This is a genomic window from Aliivibrio thorii, from assembly GCF_057368585.1.
Map to the genome: position 1 here is coordinate 2148509 of NZ_CM170654.1, position 20582 is coordinate 2169090.

Below are 20582 nucleotides of genomic sequence, written 5' to 3' on the forward strand. Positions count from 1 at the left end.
ATCATATCTACATATTCGTTCATAACTCATCATATATACATATCAATGATAATAGGAATTCTTATGAGCAAGATGAAGTTAGTCATCATCGGTAATGGCATGGTTGGTCATCGCTATATCGAAGATTTAGTCGATAAAACCGATGTTCAAAATATGGATGTTACTGTATTTTGTGAAGAGCCACGTATCGCATATGATCGTGTTCACCTTTCTTCATACTTCTCTCATCATACTGCTGATGAACTTTCTCTTGTAAAAGAAGGTTTCTACGAAAAACACGGTATTAATGTATTACTTGGCGAACGCGCTATTAATATCAATCGTGAAAAACAAGTCGTTTACTCAAGTACTGGTCGTGAAATTCAATACGACAAACTGGTTCTTGCAACCGGATCTTTCCCATTTGTTCCACCGATTAAAGGTAACGAAAGTAAAGACTGCTTTGTGTATCGTACTATTGAAGATCTTAAATCTATCGAAGCGACGGCTAAAAACAGTAAAAGCGGTGTTGTAATTGGTGGTGGCTTACTTGGCCTTGAAGCTGCTGGTGCGCTTAAAGCATTAGGCGTAACGACTCACGTTGTTGAGTTTGCGCCAGTACTAATGGCTGAGCAGTTGGATCAACAAGGCGGTTTACAGCTACGCAATAAAATTGAGCGCATGGGTGTTCAAGTTCATACAAGTAAAAACACACTTGAAATCGCTCCTGAAGGTAAAGACGCTCGTAATGTAATGCGCTTTGCTGATGGTACTGAACTTGAAACTGATTTCATCGTATTTTCTGCTGGTATTCGTCCTCAAGATAAATTAGCTCATCAAATGGGTTTAGGCGTTGCTCCTCGTGGTGGCGTTGAAATCAATAACCATTGCCAAACTACAGATAGCAATATCTATGCTATTGGAGAGTGCGCTTCTTGGAATCGTACTTTCTATGGGCTGGTTGCTCCTGGCTATAAAATGGCGACGGTTGCCGTTGATCATTTACTAGGTAATGACAGTGCATTTGAAGGCGCTGATATGAGTGCTAAATTGAAATTACTTGGTGTAAAAGTAGGTTCAATTGGTGACGCAAATGGTCGAACTCCTGGCTGTAAAAGTTACGTTTACCAAAACGAAGAGCAAGAAGTCTATAAGCGCATTATCGTTTCTGAAGACGGTAAAAAACTGCTTGGTGCGGTAATGGTTGGCGATACGTCTGATTATGGCGATTTACTTCAACTTAAACTTAATGACATTGATCTTCCTGAACATCCAGATCTTCTGATCCTTCCTGCTCATTCAGGTGCAGAAAAGCCATCATTAGGTGCTGATTCATTACCAGAAACAGCGGTTATCTGTTCATGTTTCGATGTAACTAAAGGCAAAATAGCTCAAGCAGTTGCAGATGGTCATCACACGATGGCAGACATTAAGGCGGTTACTGGAGCGGGTACGGGCTGTGGGGGTTGTATCCCTCTGGTAACTTCCGTTCTTAATGCAGAGCTAGCTAAATCTGGTATTGAAGTAAAAAGTGATGTATGTGAGCACTTTGCTTACTCTCGCCAAGAACTTTTCCACCTGATCCGCATTGAAGAAATCAAAACATTCGACGAATTACTAGAGAAATACGGTAAAGGCTACGGCTGTGAAGTCTGTAAGCCTCTAGCGGGTTCTATTCTTGCTTCATGCTGGGGTGAACACATCCTGAAGCCTGAACTTGTAAAACTGCACGACACCAACGACAACTTTTTAGGTAATATCCAAAAAGACGGCACTTACTCTGTTATCCCTCGTATGGCGGGTGGTGAAGTAACACCTCAAGCACTTAGCGTCCTTGCTGACGTTGCGGCTGAATACAACCTGTACACCAAGATCACGGGGGCGCAACGTATCGGTCTGTTCGGTGCTCAGAAAGATGACTTACCAGCAATCTGGAAGAAGTTAATCGCTGCAGGTTACGAAACAGGTCAAGCTTACGCAAAAGCACTTCGTATGGCTAAGACATGTGTTGGCTCAACTTGGTGTCGTTACGGCGTTCAAGATTCAGTTGGCCTAGGCGTGATGATCGAGAACCGTTACAAAGGCATCCGTACTCCTCATAAGATGAAGTTTGGTGTGTCGGGCTGTACTCGTGAGTGTGCTGAAGCTCAAGGTAAAGATTTAGGTATTATCGCGACTGACGCTGGTTGGAACATGTACGTGTGTGGTAACGGTGGTATGAAGCCTCGTCACGCAGACCTACTAGCAAGCGACCTAGACCAAGAAACACTGCTGAAATATATCGACCGTTTCATGATGTTCTACATCCGCACGGCTGCTCCACTGCAACGTACTTCGGTATGGATGGACAACCTAGAAGGTGGCGTTGACTACCTACGTGAAGTGATTGTTGATAACAAACTTGGCATCAACAACCAGCTTGAAGCTGACGTGGCTGGCCTAGTGGGTAACTTCGCTTGTGAGTGGACTGACACTATCAACGACGAAGCTCAACTTAAGCGCTTCTCACACTTCATCAATGCTGATGAGCGTGATGAAAACGTTGTGTTTGTTGACGATGGCCGTGAACAACACCGCCCAGCAACATTTACAGAGAAACACCCAGAAGCGAAGGGCGACATCCTTCACGTTGAACTGGTTTAATTGGGAGACGACATCATGGCATTTACCAAAGTTTGTAAGATCGAAGATATTATTCCAGGTACCGGTGTTTGTGCATTGGTTGGTGGTGAGCAAGTTGCTATTTTCCGCCCAACTAAAGCCGAAGAAGTGTTCGCTATTAGTAATACTGACCCGTTTTTCCAATCAAACGTTTTATCTCGCGGTTTAACGGTTGAGCACAAAGGTGAGCTTTGGGTGGCGAGCCCACTTAAGAAGCAACGCTTTAACCTAGCAACAGGTGTGTGCATGGAAGATGAGAACTTCAGCGTGAAAGCGTATAAAGCTCGTATTACCAAAGGTGCTGTTGAAATCTCAGCATAATCGAATACGTAACAAGATTTGATAGTTCAAGGGTTCTAGTTCCCGACATTGCCTTAGTTCGGCAGCTAGAGCCTTTTCCTATCCAATTTTAACTTTTAATTTTTAATTTTAACTTTTTAAGGACAACCTTATGTCTCCTGATTTTAAACCAGCTGAATTCGTTCAAACGATGATCGATGTGGGTGAAGCGAAAACGAAAACAAGTACTCGAGATCTTCTTATTCGAAGCACAATGGCAGGCATCATTCTTTCTCTTGCTGTTGTTGTGGCAATTACGACTATCGTGCAAACAGGCATTGGTATTGTTGGCGCTCTAGTATTCCCAGTGGGCTTCGTCATTCTAAGTGTTATGGGCTACGACCTAGTAACCGGTGTATTTGGCCTTGCTCCTTTAGCGAAATTCGATAACCGCCCAGGTGTGACTTGGGGTCGTGTTTTACGTTGTTGGGGTATTGTTGGCCTTGGTAACCTCATCGGTTCTCTAATCGTTGCGGTATTGGTTGCTATCTCATTAACGGGTAACTTTTCTTTAGATCCAAACGCAGTAGCACAAAAGTTCATTGCGGTTTCTACAGCTCGTAGCTTAGGTTTTGAAAACATGGGTATGGACGGATGGATCACGTGTTTCGTACGCGGTATCTTCTGTAACCTAATGGTATGTCTAGGCGTGATTGGTAACATGACTGCACGTACTGTGTCCGGTCGTGTAGCAATGATGTGGTTCCCAATCTTCATCTTCTTCGCACTAGTATTCGAGCACACAGTAGTAAACATGTTCCTATTCCCACTGGGTATGATTCTAGGCGCTGATTTCGGTATCGCGACATGGTTGAACTTCAACCTTATCCCAACAATCCTTGGGAACATCGTTGGTGGCCTACTAATGGCATGTGTTCCTCTATACCTAACTCACGCAAAAACAGCGCCATCATTGAATGCTAAATAATAAGTAACAGACAAAGTTAGTTATAACTCATTCAAATTAAATCACTCTTAATCAAGTATTAAGGGTGATTTTTTTTATCGACTCTTACATACTAGAGTGAAATAAAAAATGATGCAGGAATCTATTATGCCAAGTATTCAAGCTCAGTCTGAGCAGAAAAAACAAAACGGACTTGTTTCTCTTGTTGGCGCAGGTCCTGGTGATGCAGACCTATTAACGGTCAAAGGCTATCGCCTTATACAGCAAGCTGATGTGGTTGTTTATGATCGTCTTGTTTCCAAAGAAATTTTAGCGCTTGCTAATGACAATGCTGAAATGATTTATGTCGGGAAAAAGCTCGATTTTCATTTCGTGCCGCAAGATAAAATAAATCAACTTCTAGTTGATAAAGCACAAGAAGGAAAGCACGTTGTTCGCCTTAAAGGTGGTGATTCATTTATCTTTGGTCGTGGTGGTGAAGAGTTAGAGACACTGGCTGAGAATGGTGTTCAATTTGAAGTGGTTCCTGGTATTACTGCTGCTGCAGGAGCAACCTCTTATGCGGGGATTCCCCTCACCCATCGAGATCATGCTCAAAGCGTTCAGTTTATAACTGCACATGTACAAAAAGACGGAGCAGAAATTGAATGGGATGCCTTAGTTCGTTCAAACAATACCTTAGTATTTTATATGGGGTTGAAACAATCACCACATATCTCAACCCAATTAATTAAGCACGGTTTAGCCGCTGATACTCCTTGTGCCATTATTGAGCGTGGTACAACTGTAAAACAAAAAGTATTTACTGGTACTATTTCAGAACTAGCTCAAATGGCAGAAAAAGCCATTAGCCCATCTCTTATCGTTGTGGGCAGTGTTACGACATTACATAAAAAGTTAGATTGGTTTTCACCAAGCTCAGCAGATACTGAATAAGCATTTAAATCAAACACAAAAAAGCCCAAGAAAGTTATCTCTCTTGGGCTTTTTCTTATTTATCTTTGTAGCAAAAGATTATTTAATATCGATGTGCTCAAAACCTTTAATTAAATCATCTAATACTTTCATTTGTCTCAAAAAAGGTTCTAGTTGATCTAATGGCAATGCAGAAGGCCCATCACATAACGCTTTATCAGGGTTTGGATGCGCTTCAATAAATAAACCCGCAATACCAGTTGCTAAACCTGCTTTAGCAAGTTCAACTGTTTGTGAACGACGACCACCAGAGGCTTTACCACTTGGATCACGGTTCTGTAGAGAATGCGTTACATCAAAGATGATTGGACTACCATTTGATGCTTTTTTCATTACACCAAAACCAAGCATATCAACCACTAGGTTATCGTACCCCATGCACGAACCACGCTCACAAAGAATGATATTTTCATTCCCACACTCTGCAAACTTATCAACGATATTGCCCACTTGATCAGGGCTCATGAATTGAGGTTTCTTCACATTAATTACAGCGCCTGTTTTTGCCATTGTCTCTACTAAATCAGTTTGACGAGCAAGGAAGGCTGGAAGTTGAATAACGTCCACCACATCAGCAACAGGTTGAGCTTGTGCTTCTGTATGAACATCAGTGATAATTTTCACGCCAAAAGTATCTTTTAGTTCTTGGAAGATCTTTAGACCCTCTTCCATACCTGGACCACGGTATGAATGAACAGATGAGCGGTTTGCTTTATCAAAAGAGGCTTTAAATACGTATGGAATGCCTAGACGGTCAGTGATCTCTACGTAAGTCTCACACATTCTCATCGCTAAATCACGAGATTCTAATACGTTCATACCTCCAAATAAGGTAAACGGCTTATCATTTGCTACATCGATATTGCCAATTTTTACTGTTTTTTGATTTTGCATTATCTTCACTCTTAATGGAGAACGGTAGGGTGCTGTTCTAATAATAATTGAACTTGCTCTTTCATCAGCATAGCTGAAGGATCATTAGGACACTGTTCAATAAAATACGTTAAGTCATTTTTAGCGACATCATTACAGTGTAGTTGCTGATAGATTAAACCTCTATCACGGATCTCAAAAGGATCATCAGGCACCATATACAGTGCAAGATTACTACAGGTTAAAGCAAACGAAAATTTTCGTTCTCTAATACATGCCGTTTTAATTACAGCTAATAAACGTCCAACTAATGTTGGATTGTCTATTGATTCTAAATGTACTGGCAATATTTTTGCTAATGGTCCGCCATAGCCAATAAGCCATGCCGTCATTAAATGTGTACTCACATATTGCCCATCAAATGGATTCAAGTAGAGCGGTGTTTGGTTTGGCCATTCTACTTTTAATACTAATTGAGTAGGGAAATTAATCGCACTAACAGGCAGCCCTACGTATTCACACAAATGTAAAAAAATAGCGCCCAACGTAACTGGAATACCCTTCTTACTCTCAAGCACATGATCAATAAATGCATTTTCAGAGTTAAAATAAGTATAAGTATCCCCTTGATAACCCCATTCAACATAAAAAAGCTGAATCAATCGCTCCAAACGCTGCTCATCATTAACTTCGTGAGCAAGTGTTTGTTCTGCTTCAATACACATTTCTCGCAGTTTGATGTCAACTCGTAGTCTTTGTATCTCAGGATTAATCGCTAAATTAAGCGCTAATGCTCCTTCAACAAGATTAAGGTCTTCTAAATTTTCATCAAGCAACTGAAACATAGTTACCCCAAAAACGTTGGTACTTTAGTTACCGCAATTTTAGCAGCAACCATTAACCATCCTAATGCACCAAGGAAAGCGAATGTTTTAAATACTTTATTTTTGCCATTGTTCAACGTAACAAAAGCCAAAGCTATATACACCATTACACACGTCAATTTCTCAGTTAACCAAGGAGCACCCCCTGTAAATGGAATAAAGCCTGTAATAAAAATAAGTGCAATGCCACTTAACAACATCGCTGAATCAACAACGTGAGGAACTCGTTTTAAAAATGCTTTATTACGAAGATCAGAATCAACCATCATTAATACATAGCGAACAACAAATAGCAGTACGCTACAAGCAATCATAAATAAGTGAATATGTTTAACAGCGGTATACATGAATTATCCTTTATTCTCTGTTTTTGTTGACCATTGACCTAATGTAACACGGTCATTGCCAGCATAATCTTGTTCTGTTTTGACATTAACAAAGCCGTGCGCTTCAAAATAAGTACGTAATTGCTTACCTTGTTCAAAACCATGCTCCATGAGTAACCAACCATTCTCAACCAAATAAGTACGGCTGTGTTCCATTATGTGAATTAAATCAGCAAAACCTTCTTGCTCTGCAACTAATGCAGTTTGAGGTTCGAACCGTACATCACCTTGAGATAAATGAGGATCATTACCATCAATATAAGGGGGATTACTCACAATAATAGAAAACTGTTCATCAAGCTGAATTGGCTCAAACCAACTTCCCTGACGAAATTCAGTATTCATAATATGATTGTCTTTAGCGTTACCTTGCGCTAATTCAACCGCATCTTGTTGATAATCGACACCAATAACACTAAGCGTTGGGTTCTCAGAAGCAATGGCTAATGCTATTGCACCAGTCCCGGTTCCTAAATCCAATACTTTTATTGATGATGCATCAAGATGGTCGAGAGCAATCTCAACAAGGCGTTCTGTATCAGGGCGAGGAATTAGCGTGGTTGGTGACACTTTTAGCGGTAATGACCAAAACTCACGATAACCAATAATATAAGCAATTGGCTCACCAGAGAGACGACGAGAAAGTAATGATTCAAATGCGGTAAGTTCTACGTCAGTTAATTCTTTTTCAGGCCAAGTAAGCAGGAAACTTCTTGGTTTATCTAAAACATGACATAGAAGAACAGACGCATCAACTTGAGGAGAATCACTCCCCTCAAGTTGCAGCAATTGAATTGAACGCTTTAGTAACGCATCAATAGATTGGCTCATTAGTTATTTTCAGCTAATGCTGCTAATTGATCTGCTTGATATTCTAATACTACAGGTTCAATCAACGCAGCTAAATCACCTTCTAACACTTCGTTTAAACGATAAATAGTTAAGTTGATACGGTGATCAGAAACACGACCTTGAGGATAATTGTAGGTACGAATACGGTCAGAACGATCACCAGAACCTAGCAAGTTACGACGCGTATCAGACACTGCAGCAGCACGACGAGCTTCTTCTGCTTGAATAATACGGGCAGCAAGAACAGACATCGCTTTGGCTTTGTTTTTATGTTGTGAACGCTCATCCTGACACTCAACAACTGTTCCTGTTGGTAAGTGAGTAATACGGATTGCTGAATCAGTGGTGTTAACGTGCTGACCACCCGCGCCTGACGCACGGAAAGTATCGATTTTTAAATCTGCCGCTTTAATTTCTGGAAGATCCGCCTCTGGGATCTCAGCCATTACTGCAACAGTACACGCAGACGTATGTACACGACCTTGTGATTCAGTTTCAGGTACACGTTGTACACGGTGGCCACCTGACTCAAACTTCAGCACACCATAAGCACCATCGCCACTCACTTTTGCAATCATTTCTTTAAAGCCACCTTGCTCAGAAACATTTGAGCTCATAACTTCAATACGCCACCCTTTTTTCTCTGCAAAACGAGAATACATACGGAAAAGGTTACCTGCAAAGATACCCGCTTCATCACCACCAGCACCTGCACGGATCTCTAAGAAACAGTTACGCTCATCATTTGGATCTTTTGGAATAAGCAAGACTTGTAGCTCATCAGCAAGACGCTCAATCGCTTCTTTTGCTTCTTTAATTTCATCTTGCGCCATTTCGCGCATTTCAGCATCATCTTCTTGAGCCATTTCTTCCGCAGCGATCAAGTCTTCTTGAGCTTGTTCGTATGCTTGGAAACATTGTGTCACTTCTTCCAATTGAGAGTATTCACGAGATAAAGCTCGGAATTTATTTTGATCACCAATAACTCCAGGATCACCTAATAAATGTTGAACTTCTTCATAACGCTCAACCAGCGTCTCCAGTTTTACTCGAATTGATGCTTTCATATAATATTTATTCTTTATGTTGGTAGCGAACGCTACACTTAGTTGTCTAGACCAATACTGGTGCGGATCACAGCAAGTTTGTCTGGCTCACCATTTTTGGCAGCCTGCTGCATCGCAAGTGTTGGTGCATGAATGAGTTTATTGGTTAATTTATTGCTTAATTCTGCTAATACTTTTTCTGCATTTTGACCAGAAGCTAATGCTTGAATACTTTTTTGTAATAATTCAGTTCTGATCGCTTCTGAATTATTACGATATTGGCGAATACTATTCACTGCTTGTCGAGAACGAATCCACGTCATAAAGCTTGCACTTTCTTCACTGACAATTGCTTCAGCTTGAATTGCTTCAATTTTTCTCTGTTCGATATTGTGATCAATAATCGATTTAAGATCATCTACCGAATACAAATACGCATCATTCAATTCAGCAACTTCTCCCTCAATATCTCTAGGGACAGCAATATCAACAAACAACATTGGTTGATGTCTACGTTGCTTTAATGCACTTTCAACCATCCCTTTACCAATAATAGGTAATGGGCTAGCAGTCGAACTAATAATGATATCGGCTTTTGGTAGATATTCTGGAATTTCAGGAAGGCTAATAACGTCCGCATTAAATTGCTCAGCAAGCCCCATTGCTCTTTCACGAGTACGGTTAGCAACGATTAATTGCTTACAGCCTGCCGCATCTAAATGCTTAGCAACCAATTCAATCGTTTCGCCAGCTCCAACAAGAAGAACAGTGGAGTCAGCAAGAGATTCAAAAATTTGACGAGCAAGAATACAAGCAGCATAAGCAACCGACACAGCATTACCGCCGATATTTGTCTCAGTGCGAACTCGTTTAGCGACAGAGAAATCACTCTGGAATAGCTTCTCTATTGTCCCTTCAACAGCATTATGCTCTCTTGCATCTGCAAAGGCTTTTTTTACTTGGCCTAAAATTTGCGGCTCGCCTAGCACTAATGAATCTAATCCACATGATACGCGCATTAAGTGTTTTACCGCTGCCTGTTCTTCATACACATAAATACTTGGCATTAATATGTCTAAAGAAACACGATGAAATTCAGCTAGCCAATTGAGCACATAACCACTGCTAATCCCTGCTTTCACTTCACAATAAATTTCAGTTCGGTTGCAAGTTGATAGAATTACGCCGCTTTGAATAGAATCACTATTTTTTAATTCATCTAACGCCTTAGTTAATTTATCAGGTGAGAAAGCAACTTTCTCCCGCAAATCAACAGAGGCTGACGTATGATTGATTCCAATAACAAGCAATGACATTCGGCAAACAGACCAATAAAAAAACAACAAGGGCGAATTTTACTTGATGCGACCGAATTTTAAAAGGCATCAGGACGTTCAGTCCGAAAATTAGTGACGAATAAACACTATTTAACTCCAAATGTACTAACAATTTGCTACAATCTGAAAATCTACTTCGAATTATGCATGAGATTTCTAATGAAGTGTTCTCGTTTTACTCGTTCTCCTTTTGCTATTTTCATCATCACTATTTTTCTTAATGCCTGTTCTAGCGTTCCATTAACGCCACAACAATCGACCAATTGGGACAAGCATACAACTCAATTAGAAAACATTGTCAATTACCAAGTCACCGGTAAAATTGGCTACCAATCTCCAGAAGAACGTCATAGCTTAAATTTCCAATGGATACAAAAATCCGAAAATAGCCAATTATTACTCACCACATTTTTAGGCCAAACGGTTATTAAAGCTTCAATGTCCAATGGACGTACTATAATTGAAACTGGTGATGGCCAAACATTTGAAGGACAAGAACCTGGTCGATTAATGTATGGACTTACTGGATTAAACCTTCCTATTGGCTATCTAGGAGATTGGATAAAAGGATTACCTACCGCTGCTGATAGCTTCCAACTTAATGAACTAAATACAGTTGAACATCTAGTAAAACAAATTGGCCAGACTAATTGGCACCTACGTTACAATAGTTATATTGAAAAAGAACAAGTACTCTTACCAAATTCAATGAAACTAACCCAACAAAAAACAACAATTAAAATCATTGCTTCAAATTGGACTGTTTCTCAATGATAAAAAGTTACTCAATGATTACAACAACTACGCGGTGGCCCTCCCCAGCCAAATTAAACTTATTTCTTTATATCAATGGACAACAAGCTAATGGTTACCATGAGTTGCAAACCTTATTTCAATTCATAGACCTATGCGACTACCTCACCATCACTGCAAATCAATCAAATAAAATTACCCTTTCTCCTGATATTCCGGGAGTTAAAACAGAAGACAACTTAATATGGAAAGCTGCAACACTACTTCAACAGCACACTCAAAGCTCTTTTGGTGCGCATATTGAAATAGACAAAATATTACCTATGGGTGGTGGTATTGGTGGTGGTTCATCAAATGCAGCAACCGTATTAGTTGCCCTCAATTTTCTTTGGGGTCTTAATTTAAGTAATGAGATATTAGCTGATTTAGGGGTAAAACTTGGTGCAGATGTGCCAATTTTTGTCCATGGCTTTGCTGCCTTTGCCGAGGGGATTGGTGAAAAACTACAACCAGCTACTCCTAAAGAATTATGGTATCTACTGATCAAACCAGAAGTGAGCATTTCTACTGTTGATGTATTCACTCACCCAGAGTTGATTAGAAATACGCCAAAACAGCCACTTAACGTACTTTTAGACGCTCCGTACGAAAACGATTGCGAAAAAATTGTCAGAAGTGTGTATCCAGAGGTTGATTACCAACTTTCATGGCTGTTAGAATATGCGCCATCAAGATTAACTGGAACAGGTGCTTGTGTTTTTGCTGAATTTAACAGTGAAAAAGAAGCTAAGTACGTCTACTCCTTAATCTCTGATAATGCTACAGGATTTATCGCCCGAGGTATGAATACTTCGCCACTCAACCACCAACTGGAAGAGTATAAATCATTATGCAAAATATAAAATTCTCACAATTTGGACGCAACCCTGAGGTTTCCACCGTGCCTGACATGAAGCTATTTGCTGGTAATGCAACTCCTGAACTAGCGCAACGTATCGCTGATCGACTATACATTTCACTTGGTGACGCTACTGTCGATCGTTTTTCTGACGGCGAAGTAGCTGTTCAAATTAACGAGAATGTACGTGGTAGTGATGTTTTCATCATTCAATCTACATGTGCTCCTACTAATGACAATATCATGGAATTAGTAGTAATGATCGATGCACTTCGTCGTGCTTCTGCTGGCCGTATCACTGCGGTAATCCCATACTTTGGTTACGCTCGTCAAGATCGTCGTGTACGTTCTGCTCGTGTGCCTATCACTGCTAAAGTAATTGCTGATATGCTTTCAAACGTTGGTGTTGACCGCGTTTTAACTATCGACCTACACGCAGAACAAATTCAAGGTTTCTTCGACGTACCCGTAGATAACATCTTCGGTACTCCTGTGCTGCTTGATGATATGCGTACTCGTGGTCTAGAAAATCCTGTTGTAGTTTCTCCTGACTTAGGTGGTGTTGTTCGTGCTCGTGCAACAGCTAAAGCACTAGGTGATGTAGACATCGCTATCGTTGATAAGCGTCGTCCACGCGCTAACGTTTCTGAAGTAATGAACCTTATCGGTGATGTTGACGGTCGCGATTGTGTTATCGTTGATGACATGATTGATACGGGCGGTACATTATGTAAAGCAGCTGAAGCTCTTAAAGAACGCGGCGCTAAACGTGTATTTGCTTACGCAACTCACGCTGTATTCTCTGGTTCTGCAGCAGAAAACATTGCCAACTCAGTATTAGACCAAGTCGTGGTTACTGACTCGATTACTCTATCTAAAGAAATGGCAGCAACAGGCAAAGTAACTGAACTTAGCCTTTCTCGCATGCTAGCTGAGGCGATTCGTCGCATTAGCAATGAAGAGTCTATCTCTGCAATGTTTGATCACTAATCAAACAAAAATCTATTCAAACGCCCTGCTTATGCGGGGCGTTTTTGTATTTGGAATTCTTGTGTTAATATGGCGCGCCTTTTTAATGGGACATACTAATACCATTAATTGTCTTTAGTTCGATTACGCTCTAGATAAGTGTATTAATGATATTAGTATCCAAATAGAGAGATAAGTCTTTGAGCAATCAAATCAAACTTCTTGTTGGACTAGCAAACCCTGGTCTTGAATATAAAAGAACTCGCCATAACGCAGGCGCGTGGGTTGTTGAAGAACTCGCTCGTGTACATAACGTATCCCTGCGAGAAGAAACGAAATTCTTCGGGTTAACTGGTCGAATTCAAACGAATGGTCAAGATCTTCGTTTATTGATCCCAACAACATTTATGAATTTATCAGGTAAAGCAATTGCTGCTGTCGCTAAGTTTTACCAAATAAAGCCAGAAGAGATCTTAGTCGCTCACGATGAACTAGATCTTCCTCCTGGTGTTGCCAAATTCAAAAAAGGTGGTGGGCACGGCGGTCATAATGGCTTACGTGACACTATTAGCAAATTAGCGAATACGAAAGAGTTTTATCGACTTCGTATTGGTATTGGTCATCCTGGCCATAAAGACAAAGTTGCCGGTTTTGTTTTAGGAAAAGCGCCTACCAAAGAGCAAGAGTTAATCGATGCTGCTGTAGATGAATCTACACGCTGTCTAGATATCTTGCTTAAAGACGGATTAAGTAAAGCACAAAATCGTTTACATACATTCAAAGCTGAATAATACCAATCTGTTTTTATTTAGCTTGGTATAACTAAAGATAAGGTTTACATCATGGGTTTTAAATGCGGAATCGTTGGTCTTCCAAACGTTGGTAAATCAACACTGTTTAACGCACTAACTAAAGCAGGAATCGAAGCGGCAAACTTCCCTTTCTGTACTATTGAACCAAACACAGGTGTGGTTCCAGTTCCTGATCTACGTTTAGACGCATTAGCTAAAATCGTAAATCCAGAACGCATTCTTCCAACTACTATGGAATTTGTTGATATTGCAGGTCTTGTAGCTGGCGCATCTAAAGGTGAAGGTCTAGGTAACAAGTTCCTTGCTAATATCCGTGAAACAGACGCTATCGGCCATGTTGTTCGTTGTTTTGAAAATGAAAACATCATTCACGTTGCTGGTAAAATCTCACCGATTGAAGATATCGAAATCATCAACCTTGAGCTTGCTCTTGCGGATCTAGATTCTTGTGAACGTGCTATCTTCCGTCAAACGAAGAAGGCAAAAGGTGGCGATAAAGACGCTAAGTTTGAAATCTCAGTTCTTGAGAAACTGCTTCCTGTATTTACAGAAGGTGGAATGGCTCGTACTGTTGAACTAGCAAAAGAAGAAATTGCGGCAGTTTCTTACCTTAACTTCTTAACACTAAAACCAACAATGTATATTGCCAACGTTAGTGAAGAAGGTTTTGAGAACAACCCATTCTTAGACATGGTTCGTGAATACGCAGAAAAAGAAAACAACGTTGTTGTTCCTGTATGTGCTGCTATCGAATCTGAGCTTTCTGAACTTGATGATGAAGATCGTGAAGAATTCCTTGCTGACATGGGTATCGAAGAACCAGGTCTAAATCGAGTGATCCGCTCAGGTTACGAACTACTAACTCTACAAACGTATTTTACTGCGGGTGTAAAAGAAGTTCGTGCTTGGACTATCCCAGTAGGAGCAACTGCACCACAGGCTGCTGGTAAGATCCATACTGACTTCGAAAAAGGCTTTATCCGTGCAGAAGTTGTTGGTTACGACAACTTTATCGAATTTAACGGAGAAAGTGGTGCTAAAGAAGCAGGTAAATGGCGCCTTGAAGGAAAAGATTACATCGTTAAAGATGGTGATGTAGTACATTTCCGCTTCAACGTATAATAAAAAAGGCCAGCATATTTGCTGGCCTTTTTATTACTTGCCTACATTTCAATCAGTTAAAACACATTCCCTCTCCATATCTGCCTAACTGCTACATCCTGTTTTCGACTCTTATTCTTATTCTTTTTCCTTGATTCACTCTAATTTGCATATAAAAAGTACGCTTTGATTAAAATCCGTTCGAACAAACAAAGAATTCATATTTTTTTCAAAAAAGTGTTGACGCATAGGGCTCAGAAAAGCATAATGCGCTCCGTCCTCACCGCTAAGGCGAAAGAGAGACGAGTTAGAAAGTAAGAAGCAACTTGGCTACTTAGCTCAGCTGGTTAGAGCACATCACTCATAATGATGGGGTCACAGGTTCAAATCCCGTAGTAGCCACCATACAATTTTTAATTGATTTACCAATCGTCGATTAAAATATAGAATAACTACTCTTTGTAGATTAAGTAACGAATGTTCTTAATAATCAAACAGTAGAACGCGGACGTGGCGGAATTGGTAGACGCACCAGATTTAGGTTCTGGCGCCGCAAGGTGTGAGAGTTCAAGTCTCTCCGTCCGCACCATATTTAAAGATGCATTATCTTGGTTTAATCACCAATTTAATCTTCTCTGTTGGGATATCGCCAAGCGGTAAGGCACCGGCTTTTGATGCCGGCATTCCCTGGTTCAAATCCAGGTATCCCAACCACTATTTACATAATTGATGCAACCTGATTAATTATGACAACGTTAGAAAGACTCTCCAATTCGTCTTATAACTACAAAAATTTCGACTCTTTGTTTTAATTAACAACTAGAAGAACGCGGACGTGGCGGAATTGGTAGACGCACCAGATTTAGGTTCTGGCGCCGCAAGGTGTGAGAGTTCAAGTCTCTCCGTCCGCACCATATTTAAAGATGTATTATCTTAGTTTAATTACTAGCGTAATCTTCTCTGTTGGGATATCGCCAAGCGGTAAGGCACCGGCTTTTGATGCCGGCATTCCCTGGTTCAAATCCAGGTATCCCAACCACTATTTACATAATTGATGCAACCTGATTAATTATGACAACGTTAGAGAGACTCTCCAATTCGTCTTCTAACTATAAAAACTTCTACTCTTTGTTTTATAACAATTAGAAGAACGCGGACGTGGCGGAATTGGTAGACGCACCAGATTTAGGTTCTGGCGCCGCAAGGTGTGAGAGTTCAAGTCTCTCCGTCCGCACCATATTTAAAGATGTATTATCTTAGTTTAATTACTAGCGTAATCTTCTCTGTTGGGATATCGCCAAGCGGTAAGGCACCGGCTTTTGATGCCGGCATTCCCTGGTTCAAATCCAGGTATCCCAACCACTATTTACATAATTGATGCAACCTGATTAATTATGACAACGTTAGAGAGACTCTCCAATTCGTCTTCTAACTATAAAAACTTCTACTCTTTGTTTTATAACAATTAGAAGAACGCGGACGTGGCGGAATTGGTAGACGCACCAGATTTAGGTTCTGGCGCCGCAAGGTGTGAGAGTTCAAGTCTCTCCGTCCGCACCATATTTTTGATTGCTTTATTAAAAACAATCATTGGCTACTTAGCTCAGCTGGTTAGAGCACATCACTCATAATGATGGGGTCACAGGTTCAAATCCCGTAGTAGCCACCATACAACTTTTAATTGATTCACCAATCGTCGATTAAAATACAAAAATATCTATTCTTTGCTTAGGCAAACTATAGAACGCGGACGTGGCGGAATTGGTAGACGCACCAGATTTAGGTTCTGGCGCCGCAAGGTGTGAGAGTTCAAGTCTCTCCGTCCGCACCATATTTTTTGATTGCTTTATTAAAAACAATCATTGGCTACTTAGCTCAGCTGGTTAGAGCACATCACTCATAATGATGGGGTCACAGGTTCAAATCCCGTAGTAGCCACCATACAACTTTTAATTGATTCACCAATCGTCGATTAAAATATAGAATAACTACTCTTTGTAGATTAAGTAACGAATGTCCTTAATAATCAAACAGTAGAACGCGGACGTGGCGGAATTGGTAGACGCACCAGATTTAGGTTCTGGCGCCGCAAGGTGTGAGAGTTCAAGTCTCTCCGTCCGCACCATATTTAAAGATGTATTATCTTAGTTTAATTACTAGCGTAATCTTCTCTGTTGGGATATCGCCAAGCGGTAAGGCACCGGCTTTTGATGCCGGCATTCCCTGGTTCAAATCCAGGTATCCCAACCACTATTTACATAATTGATGCAACCTGATTAATTATGACAACGTTAGAGAGACTCTCCAATTCGTCTTCTAACTATAAAAATTTCTACTCTTTGTTTTAATTAACAATTAGAAGAACGCGGACGTGGCGGAATTGGTAGACGCACCAGATTTAGGTTCTGGCGCCGCAAGGTGTGAGAGTTCAAGTCTCTCCGTCCGCACCATATTTAAAGATGTATTATCTTGGTTTAATCACCAATTTAATCTTCTCTGTTGGGATATCGCCAAGCGGTAAGGCACCGGCTTTTGATGCCGGCATTCCCTGGTTCGAATCCAGGTATCCCAACCACTTTAAGAAAGCTCATCATTAATTTGATGGGCTTTTTTTTCGTCTGTACTATTCCTTTCACTACCTCTTCTCCTATATCTATGTTCTTTTGTACCAATAACAGTAAGTAAGTAAGTAAGTAAGTAAGTAAGTAAGTAAGTAAGTAAGTAAGTAAGTAAGTAAGTAAGTAAGTAAGTAAATGTTTATAAATAGCGCTGGAACAAGGCCACACTTTTCAAAAAATAGTGATTCTACAAATAAAAAAAGGGTGACCAAATGATCACCCTACTTTGTACAGATTCGTTTTTACTCGTCCCTAAGCTCTAGTCCCTGATATGATTTAATATTTCTATAAACCTAATGCATACTTCAACGCTTGCGTTTTTAACGCCCCTGAAGAGTCAGCTAATTTCAAACCTACATTACGTAAAAATTTAACTGGCGGTAAAGAGTTACTGAATAACGTATAAAACAAATCCATACTTGATTGCATCGCTAAATTATCTATTTTTCGTCTTGATTCATAAATACGTAACGCCCTATCTGTCTCTGCGCCTTTGGATTCAATTTCTTCCAATAGCACCTTTACATCTTTAAAGCCCAAATTCACCCCCTGTCCTGCTAAAGGATTAATAGTATGAGCTGCATCCCCTAATAAAACACAACGCTGAGCGACATATTTTTGAGCATGTCGACGCGTTAAAGGAAAAGAACCATGCTGCTCTACAGTAAATTCTCCCAATTCCTGTGGGAAATAGGCTTTAATTTCTTTTTCTAATTGAATTGAACTCATAGAAGAAAGCTGTTTAATACGCTGAGGGGAGTCATACCAAACTAAAGAGCCTTTATTTCCATGTAGGGGAAGGAATGAGCGAGGACCAGAAGGAGTAAACCACTGCCAAGTTATATCTTGTTGATTTTTTTCTGTTTCTATATTAATTAACATGCAGTGCTGACGATAATCCCAAGCAGTGATACCTATTTTTGCTTTCTGACGGACATAAGAATTCGCGCCATCAGCACCAATAACCCATTTTGCTTTAATTTTATCGCCACTTTCTAATGTCAGTACATTGTGGTCAGTAAAAAACTCAAGATCAGCGATTTTTGCAGGAGTAATAATCGTCAGATTTTCAAAAGTAGAAAACACCTGCCATAAACCTAATTGAATAAGACGATTTTCAACAATAAAACCAAGTTGAACCATATTTAATGCATCGGAATGAAAACGAGTACGACATTCGGGGTGCTCCCATGTTTCAAGACGCTTATAAGGACAAACTCGCATTCCTTTAATTGATTGCCAAGCCCCCAAAGCTTCAATCAGATCAACAGAAGACTGAGAAATAGCAGAAACACGAATATCCATTACTTGGCTAGCATCAAAAGAATTGGGGGTTTTATATTCAATTACAGCAACTTGATACCCTAATTTCGATAAACCAATAGCGGTAGCGGCTCCCACCATTCCACCACCAACGATAGCGTAATCATATTCTTTCATCATCCATAGACCTTATATGAGTCAATAATTTCCTTCATTCTACCGTGATTCACTCTTAATCTAAATCATTCAGATAAGTCATGCCCTAATACCCTTAAAATATTCAAGGACGTCTACATCTAGTCATTAAGCGTGGAAAGCAGTACAATACGCGCCCTATCCGTTTTGATTGAGCTTGTCTCTCAAAACTGTACCGAATTCTAGTAATAAAATACGAGTGAAAAAGTTACATGACTAAGAAACTGCTAATCAAAACCTGGGGCTGCCAGATGAACGAATACGATTCATCTAAAATGGCCGATCTTTTAGGTGCCGCAAATGGTTATGAATTAACTGAAGATCCAAAAGAAGCGGATGTTCTGTTATTAAATACCTGTTCAATTCGTGAAAAAGCACAAGAAAAAGTGTTTCACCAACTGGGCCGCTGGAAACATTTAAAAGATAAAAAACCAGACTTAGTTATTGGTGTTGGCGGTTGTGTTGCTACACAAGAAGGCGATCATATTCGTCAACGAGCTCCTTATGTAGATGTTATTTTTGGGCCTCAAACGCTTCACCGTTTGCCTGAAATGATCAAACAATCTCAATCAAATGAAAAACCAGTAATGGATATTTCATTCCCTGAGATAGAAAAATTCGATAACCTTCCTGAGCCAAAAGCCGATGGCGTATCTGCGTTCGTTTCTATCATGGAAGGTTGTTCAAAATACTGCACTTATTGCGTAGTTCCTTATACTCGTGGTGAAGAAGTTAGCCGTCCATTAGATGATGTATTGTTCGAAATTGCACAGCTGGCAGGTCAAGGTGTACGTGAAGTAAACCTACTAGGTCAAAACGTAAATGCTTACCGCGGTCCTACCTATGATGGTGACATTTGTACTTTTGCTGAATTACTTCGCATGGTTGCCTCTATTGATGGTATCGACCGCTTGCGCTTTACAACAAGCCACCCATTAGAGTTTGGTGACGACATTGTTGCGGTTTATGAAGATACACCTGAACTAGTAAGCTTCTTACACTTACCTGTTCAAAGTGGTTCTGATCGCATCCTAACGATGATGAAACGTCCGCATACTGCAATTGAATACAAATCGATTATTCGTAAATTACGTAAAGCTCGTCCAGATATCTTAATCAGCTCTGACTTTATCGTCGCTTTCCCTGGCGAAACAGATAAAGACTTCCAAGACACAATGAAGCTAATTAAAGACGTTGATTTCGATATGAGCTACAGCTTTGTTTTCTCTGCTCGTCCTGGGACTCCTGCAGCTGATTATCCATGCGATATTCCTGAGCAAACAAAGAAAGATCGTTTAGCTGAGCTACAACAACAAATTAACTTCCAATCGTCGCGTTACTCTCGTCTAATGCTAGACACTGTACAACGTGCACTTGTAGAAGGTCCGTCAAAACGTAACCCAATGGAGTTACGTGCTCGTACTGAAAATAACCGTGTTGTTAACTTCATCGGTAGTCCTGAGTTAATCGGCCAGTTTGTTGATATTCATATTACTGAATCATTCACTAATTCACTACGTGGTGAGTTAGTTCGTACAGAAAAAGACATGGGTTTGCGTGTTGCAGTTTCTCCTTCAGAAATGATGGAAAAAACACGTCGTGAAGACGACTTAGGTGTTGGAACTTTTACACCATAATGTGACATTATCAGTAAAAACCAAGACAAAAAAAGATGATTGAGGTTTCTTGATCATCTTTTTTCTTATTTGGTCTTGAGAAAGTTTACTCTTTACC

General features: G+C 40.2%; 17 protein-coding genes and 15 tRNA genes. 25 read left to right on the forward strand and 7 right to left on the reverse strand.

The genetic code is table 11. The features are described 5' to 3' along the window. Positions 1 to 63 precede the first annotated feature (63 nt). From nirB to cobA, 4 genes are all read left to right on the forward strand, one after another. Entirely contained in the window at positions 64 to 2622 is a 2559-nt protein-coding gene (nirB, locus tag AC2IP4_RS09655) for a nitrite reductase large subunit NirB (protein ID WP_375322008.1), read from the forward strand. A 15-nt stretch (positions 2623 to 2637) separates the two neighbouring features. Continuing rightward, positions 2638 to 2961 carry a nitrite reductase small subunit NirD gene (gene nirD / locus AC2IP4_RS09660; RefSeq protein WP_004731122.1) on the forward strand — a complete coding sequence of 108 codons (324 nt, stop codon included), beginning with the start codon at positions 2638 to 2640 and terminating at the stop codon, positions 2959 to 2961. 130 nt (positions 2962 to 3091) lie between these two features. Further along, positions 3092 to 3907, forward strand: a complete 816-nt coding sequence (locus tag AC2IP4_RS09665; protein ID WP_486307091.1) for a formate/nitrite transporter family protein — start codon at positions 3092 to 3094, stop codon at positions 3905 to 3907. Positions 3908 to 4033: 126 nt separating this feature from the next. After that, the gene (gene cobA, locus AC2IP4_RS09670; protein ID WP_375322006.1) at positions 4034 to 4822 is read left to right on the forward strand and encodes a uroporphyrinogen-III C-methyltransferase; all 789 of its coding nucleotides are present in this window, start codon (positions 4034 to 4036) and stop codon (positions 4820 to 4822) included. 78 nt (positions 4823 to 4900) lie between these two features. Here cobA and kdsA read toward each other — a convergent pair whose 3' ends face one another. The 6 genes from kdsA to hemA are packed head-to-tail and all read right to left on the reverse strand — an operon-like array spanning position 4901 to position 10218. Further along, positions 4901 to 5755, reverse strand: a complete 855-nt coding sequence (kdsA, locus tag AC2IP4_RS09675; protein ID WP_486310216.1) for a 3-deoxy-8-phosphooctulonate synthase — start codon at positions 5753 to 5755, stop codon at positions 4901 to 4903. A gap of 11 nt (positions 5756 to 5766) precedes the next feature. Next, positions 5767 to 6579: a SirB1 family protein gene (locus tag AC2IP4_RS09680; protein WP_375322004.1), complete on the reverse strand. Its 813-nt coding sequence runs from the start codon at positions 6577 to 6579 to the stop codon at positions 5767 to 5769. A gap of 2 nt (positions 6580 to 6581) precedes the next feature. Then, positions 6582 to 6965 (reverse strand): SirB2 family protein, encoded by a 384-nt coding sequence (locus AC2IP4_RS09685; protein WP_375322003.1) that lies wholly within the window; start codon positions 6963 to 6965, stop codon positions 6582 to 6584. Positions 6966 to 6968: 3 nt separating this feature from the next. Further along, the gene (gene prmC / locus AC2IP4_RS09690) at positions 6969 to 7835 is read right to left on the reverse strand and encodes a peptide chain release factor N(5)-glutamine methyltransferase (protein ID WP_375322002.1); all 867 of its coding nucleotides are present in this window, start codon (positions 7833 to 7835) and stop codon (positions 6969 to 6971) included. Then, positions 7835 to 8923: a peptide chain release factor 1 gene (gene prfA / locus AC2IP4_RS09695; RefSeq protein ID WP_486307089.1), complete on the reverse strand. Its 1089-nt coding sequence runs from the start codon at positions 8921 to 8923 to the stop codon at positions 7835 to 7837. Before prfA ends, prmC begins: the two co-directional genes overlap by 1 nt. 38 nt (positions 8924 to 8961) lie before the next feature. Next, positions 8962 to 10218, reverse strand: coding sequence for a glutamyl-tRNA reductase (hemA, locus tag AC2IP4_RS09700; protein WP_375322000.1), 1257 nt, complete (start codon positions 10216 to 10218; stop codon positions 8962 to 8964). Positions 10219 to 10398: 180 nt separating this feature from the next. Between hemA and lolB the strand changes: the two genes are divergently transcribed. The 20 genes from lolB (at position 10399) to AC2IP4_RS09800 (ending at position 17347) form a co-directional block, all read left to right on the forward strand. After that, the gene (gene lolB / locus AC2IP4_RS09705; protein WP_375321999.1) at positions 10399 to 11013 is read left to right on the forward strand and encodes a lipoprotein insertase outer membrane protein LolB; all 615 of its coding nucleotides are present in this window, start codon (positions 10399 to 10401) and stop codon (positions 11011 to 11013) included. 14 nt (positions 11014 to 11027) lie between these two features. After that, positions 11028 to 11894 (forward strand): 4-(cytidine 5'-diphospho)-2-C-methyl-D-erythritol kinase, encoded by an 867-nt coding sequence (gene ispE, locus AC2IP4_RS09710; protein ID WP_375322775.1) that lies wholly within the window; start codon positions 11028 to 11030, stop codon positions 11892 to 11894. A gap of 38 nt (positions 11895 to 11932) precedes the next feature. Then, a complete protein-coding gene (locus AC2IP4_RS09715; RefSeq protein ID WP_105055548.1) occupies positions 11933 to 12880 on the forward strand; it encodes a ribose-phosphate pyrophosphokinase in 948 nt (315 codons plus the stop codon). A gap of 179 nt (positions 12881 to 13059) precedes the next feature. After that, positions 13060 to 13650, forward strand: a complete 591-nt coding sequence (pth, locus tag AC2IP4_RS09720; RefSeq protein ID WP_060990391.1) for an aminoacyl-tRNA hydrolase — start codon at positions 13060 to 13062, stop codon at positions 13648 to 13650. Between the two features lie 51 nt (positions 13651 to 13701). After that, a complete protein-coding gene (gene ychF / locus AC2IP4_RS09725; RefSeq protein WP_105054248.1) occupies positions 13702 to 14793 on the forward strand; it encodes a redox-regulated ATPase YchF in 1092 nt (363 codons plus the stop codon). Between the two features lie 307 nt (positions 14794 to 15100). Continuing rightward, positions 15101 to 15177: transfer RNA gene (locus AC2IP4_RS09730), tRNA-Met, on the forward strand. 99 nt (positions 15178 to 15276) lie between these two features. Continuing rightward, a tRNA-Leu gene (locus tag AC2IP4_RS09735) sits at positions 15277 to 15361 on the forward strand. 50 nt (positions 15362 to 15411) lie between these two features. Continuing rightward, a tRNA-Gln gene (locus AC2IP4_RS09740) sits at positions 15412 to 15486 on the forward strand. Between the two features lie 115 nt (positions 15487 to 15601). After that, positions 15602 to 15686, forward strand: a tRNA-Leu gene (locus tag AC2IP4_RS09745). 50 nt (positions 15687 to 15736) lie between these two features. Further along, a tRNA-Gln gene (locus AC2IP4_RS09750) sits at positions 15737 to 15811 on the forward strand. A 113-nt stretch (positions 15812 to 15924) separates the two neighbouring features. Then, positions 15925 to 16009, forward strand: a tRNA-Leu gene (locus AC2IP4_RS09755). A 50-nt stretch (positions 16010 to 16059) separates the two neighbouring features. Then, positions 16060 to 16134, forward strand: a tRNA-Gln gene (locus tag AC2IP4_RS09760). A 113-nt stretch (positions 16135 to 16247) separates the two neighbouring features. Further along, positions 16248 to 16332 (forward strand) — tRNA-Leu (locus AC2IP4_RS09765). A 32-nt stretch (positions 16333 to 16364) separates the two neighbouring features. Further along, a tRNA-Met gene (locus AC2IP4_RS09770) sits at positions 16365 to 16441 on the forward strand. Positions 16442 to 16518: 77 nt separating this feature from the next. Beyond that, positions 16519 to 16603 (forward strand) — tRNA-Leu (locus AC2IP4_RS09775). A gap of 33 nt (positions 16604 to 16636) precedes the next feature. Beyond that, positions 16637 to 16713: transfer RNA gene (locus AC2IP4_RS09780), tRNA-Met, on the forward strand. 99 nt (positions 16714 to 16812) lie between these two features. Next, positions 16813 to 16897, forward strand: a tRNA-Leu gene (locus AC2IP4_RS09785). A 50-nt stretch (positions 16898 to 16947) separates the two neighbouring features. Then, a tRNA-Gln gene (locus AC2IP4_RS09790) sits at positions 16948 to 17022 on the forward strand. 115 nt (positions 17023 to 17137) lie between these two features. After that, positions 17138 to 17222 (forward strand) — tRNA-Leu (locus AC2IP4_RS09795). A gap of 50 nt (positions 17223 to 17272) precedes the next feature. Beyond that, positions 17273 to 17347, forward strand: a tRNA-Gln gene (locus AC2IP4_RS09800). 328 nt (positions 17348 to 17675) lie between these two features. On the opposite strand, the gene AC2IP4_RS09805 is transcribed toward AC2IP4_RS09800, so the two are convergent. Further along, positions 17676 to 18830 carry a 2-octaprenyl-3-methyl-6-methoxy-1,4-benzoquinol hydroxylase gene (locus AC2IP4_RS09805; RefSeq protein WP_486310753.1) on the reverse strand — a complete coding sequence of 385 codons (1155 nt, stop codon included), beginning with the start codon at positions 18828 to 18830 and terminating at the stop codon, positions 17676 to 17678. A 230-nt stretch (positions 18831 to 19060) separates the two neighbouring features. On the opposite strand from AC2IP4_RS09805, the gene miaB reads away from it, so the two are divergent. Then, positions 19061 to 20485 (forward strand): tRNA (N6-isopentenyl adenosine(37)-C2)-methylthiotransferase MiaB, encoded by a 1425-nt coding sequence (miaB, locus tag AC2IP4_RS09810; protein WP_486310217.1) that lies wholly within the window; start codon positions 19061 to 19063, stop codon positions 20483 to 20485. Positions 20486 to 20582: the final 97 nt, after the last annotated feature.

Bases quoted from the DNA above. Each gene is read 5' to 3' on its own strand.
- nirB (WP_375322008.1), top strand. From the start codon at position 64: ATGAGCAAGATGAAGTTAGTCATCATCGGTAATGGCATGGTTGGTCAT.
- nirD (WP_004731122.1), top strand. From the start codon at position 2,638: ATGGCATTTACCAAAGTTTGTAAGATCGAAGATATTATTCCAGGTACC.
- AC2IP4_RS09665 (WP_486307091.1), top strand. From the start codon at position 3,092: ATGTCTCCTGATTTTAAACCAGCTGAATTCGTTCAAACGATGATCGAT.
- cobA (WP_375322006.1), top strand. From the start codon at position 4,034: ATGCCAAGTATTCAAGCTCAGTCTGAGCAGAAAAAACAAAACGGACTT.
- kdsA (WP_486310216.1), bottom strand. From the start codon at position 5,755: ATGCAAAATCAAAAAACAGTAAAAATTGGCAATATCGATGTAGCAAAT.
- AC2IP4_RS09680 (WP_375322004.1), bottom strand. From the start codon at position 6,579: ATGTTTCAGTTGCTTGATGAAAATTTAGAAGACCTTAATCTTGTTGAA.
- AC2IP4_RS09685 (WP_375322003.1), bottom strand. From the start codon at position 6,965: ATGTATACCGCTGTTAAACATATTCACTTATTTATGATTGCTTGTAGC.
- prmC (WP_375322002.1), bottom strand. From the start codon at position 7,835: ATGAGCCAATCTATTGATGCGTTACTAAAGCGTTCAATTCAATTGCTG.
- prfA (WP_486307089.1), bottom strand. From the start codon at position 8,923: ATGAAAGCATCAATTCGAGTAAAACTGGAGACGCTGGTTGAGCGTTAT.
- hemA (WP_375322000.1), bottom strand. From the start codon at position 10,218: ATGTCATTGCTTGTTATTGGAATCAATCATACGTCAGCCTCTGTTGAT.
- lolB (WP_375321999.1), top strand. From the start codon at position 10,399: ATGAAGTGTTCTCGTTTTACTCGTTCTCCTTTTGCTATTTTCATCATC.
- ispE (WP_375322775.1), top strand. From the start codon at position 11,028: ATGATTACAACAACTACGCGGTGGCCCTCCCCAGCCAAATTAAACTTA.
- ychF (WP_105054248.1), top strand. From the start codon at position 13,702: ATGGGTTTTAAATGCGGAATCGTTGGTCTTCCAAACGTTGGTAAATCA.
- AC2IP4_RS09805 (WP_486310753.1), bottom strand. From the start codon at position 18,830: ATGAAAGAATATGATTACGCTATCGTTGGTGGTGGAATGGTGGGAGCC.
- miaB (WP_486310217.1), top strand. From the start codon at position 19,061: ATGACTAAGAAACTGCTAATCAAAACCTGGGGCTGCCAGATGAACGAA.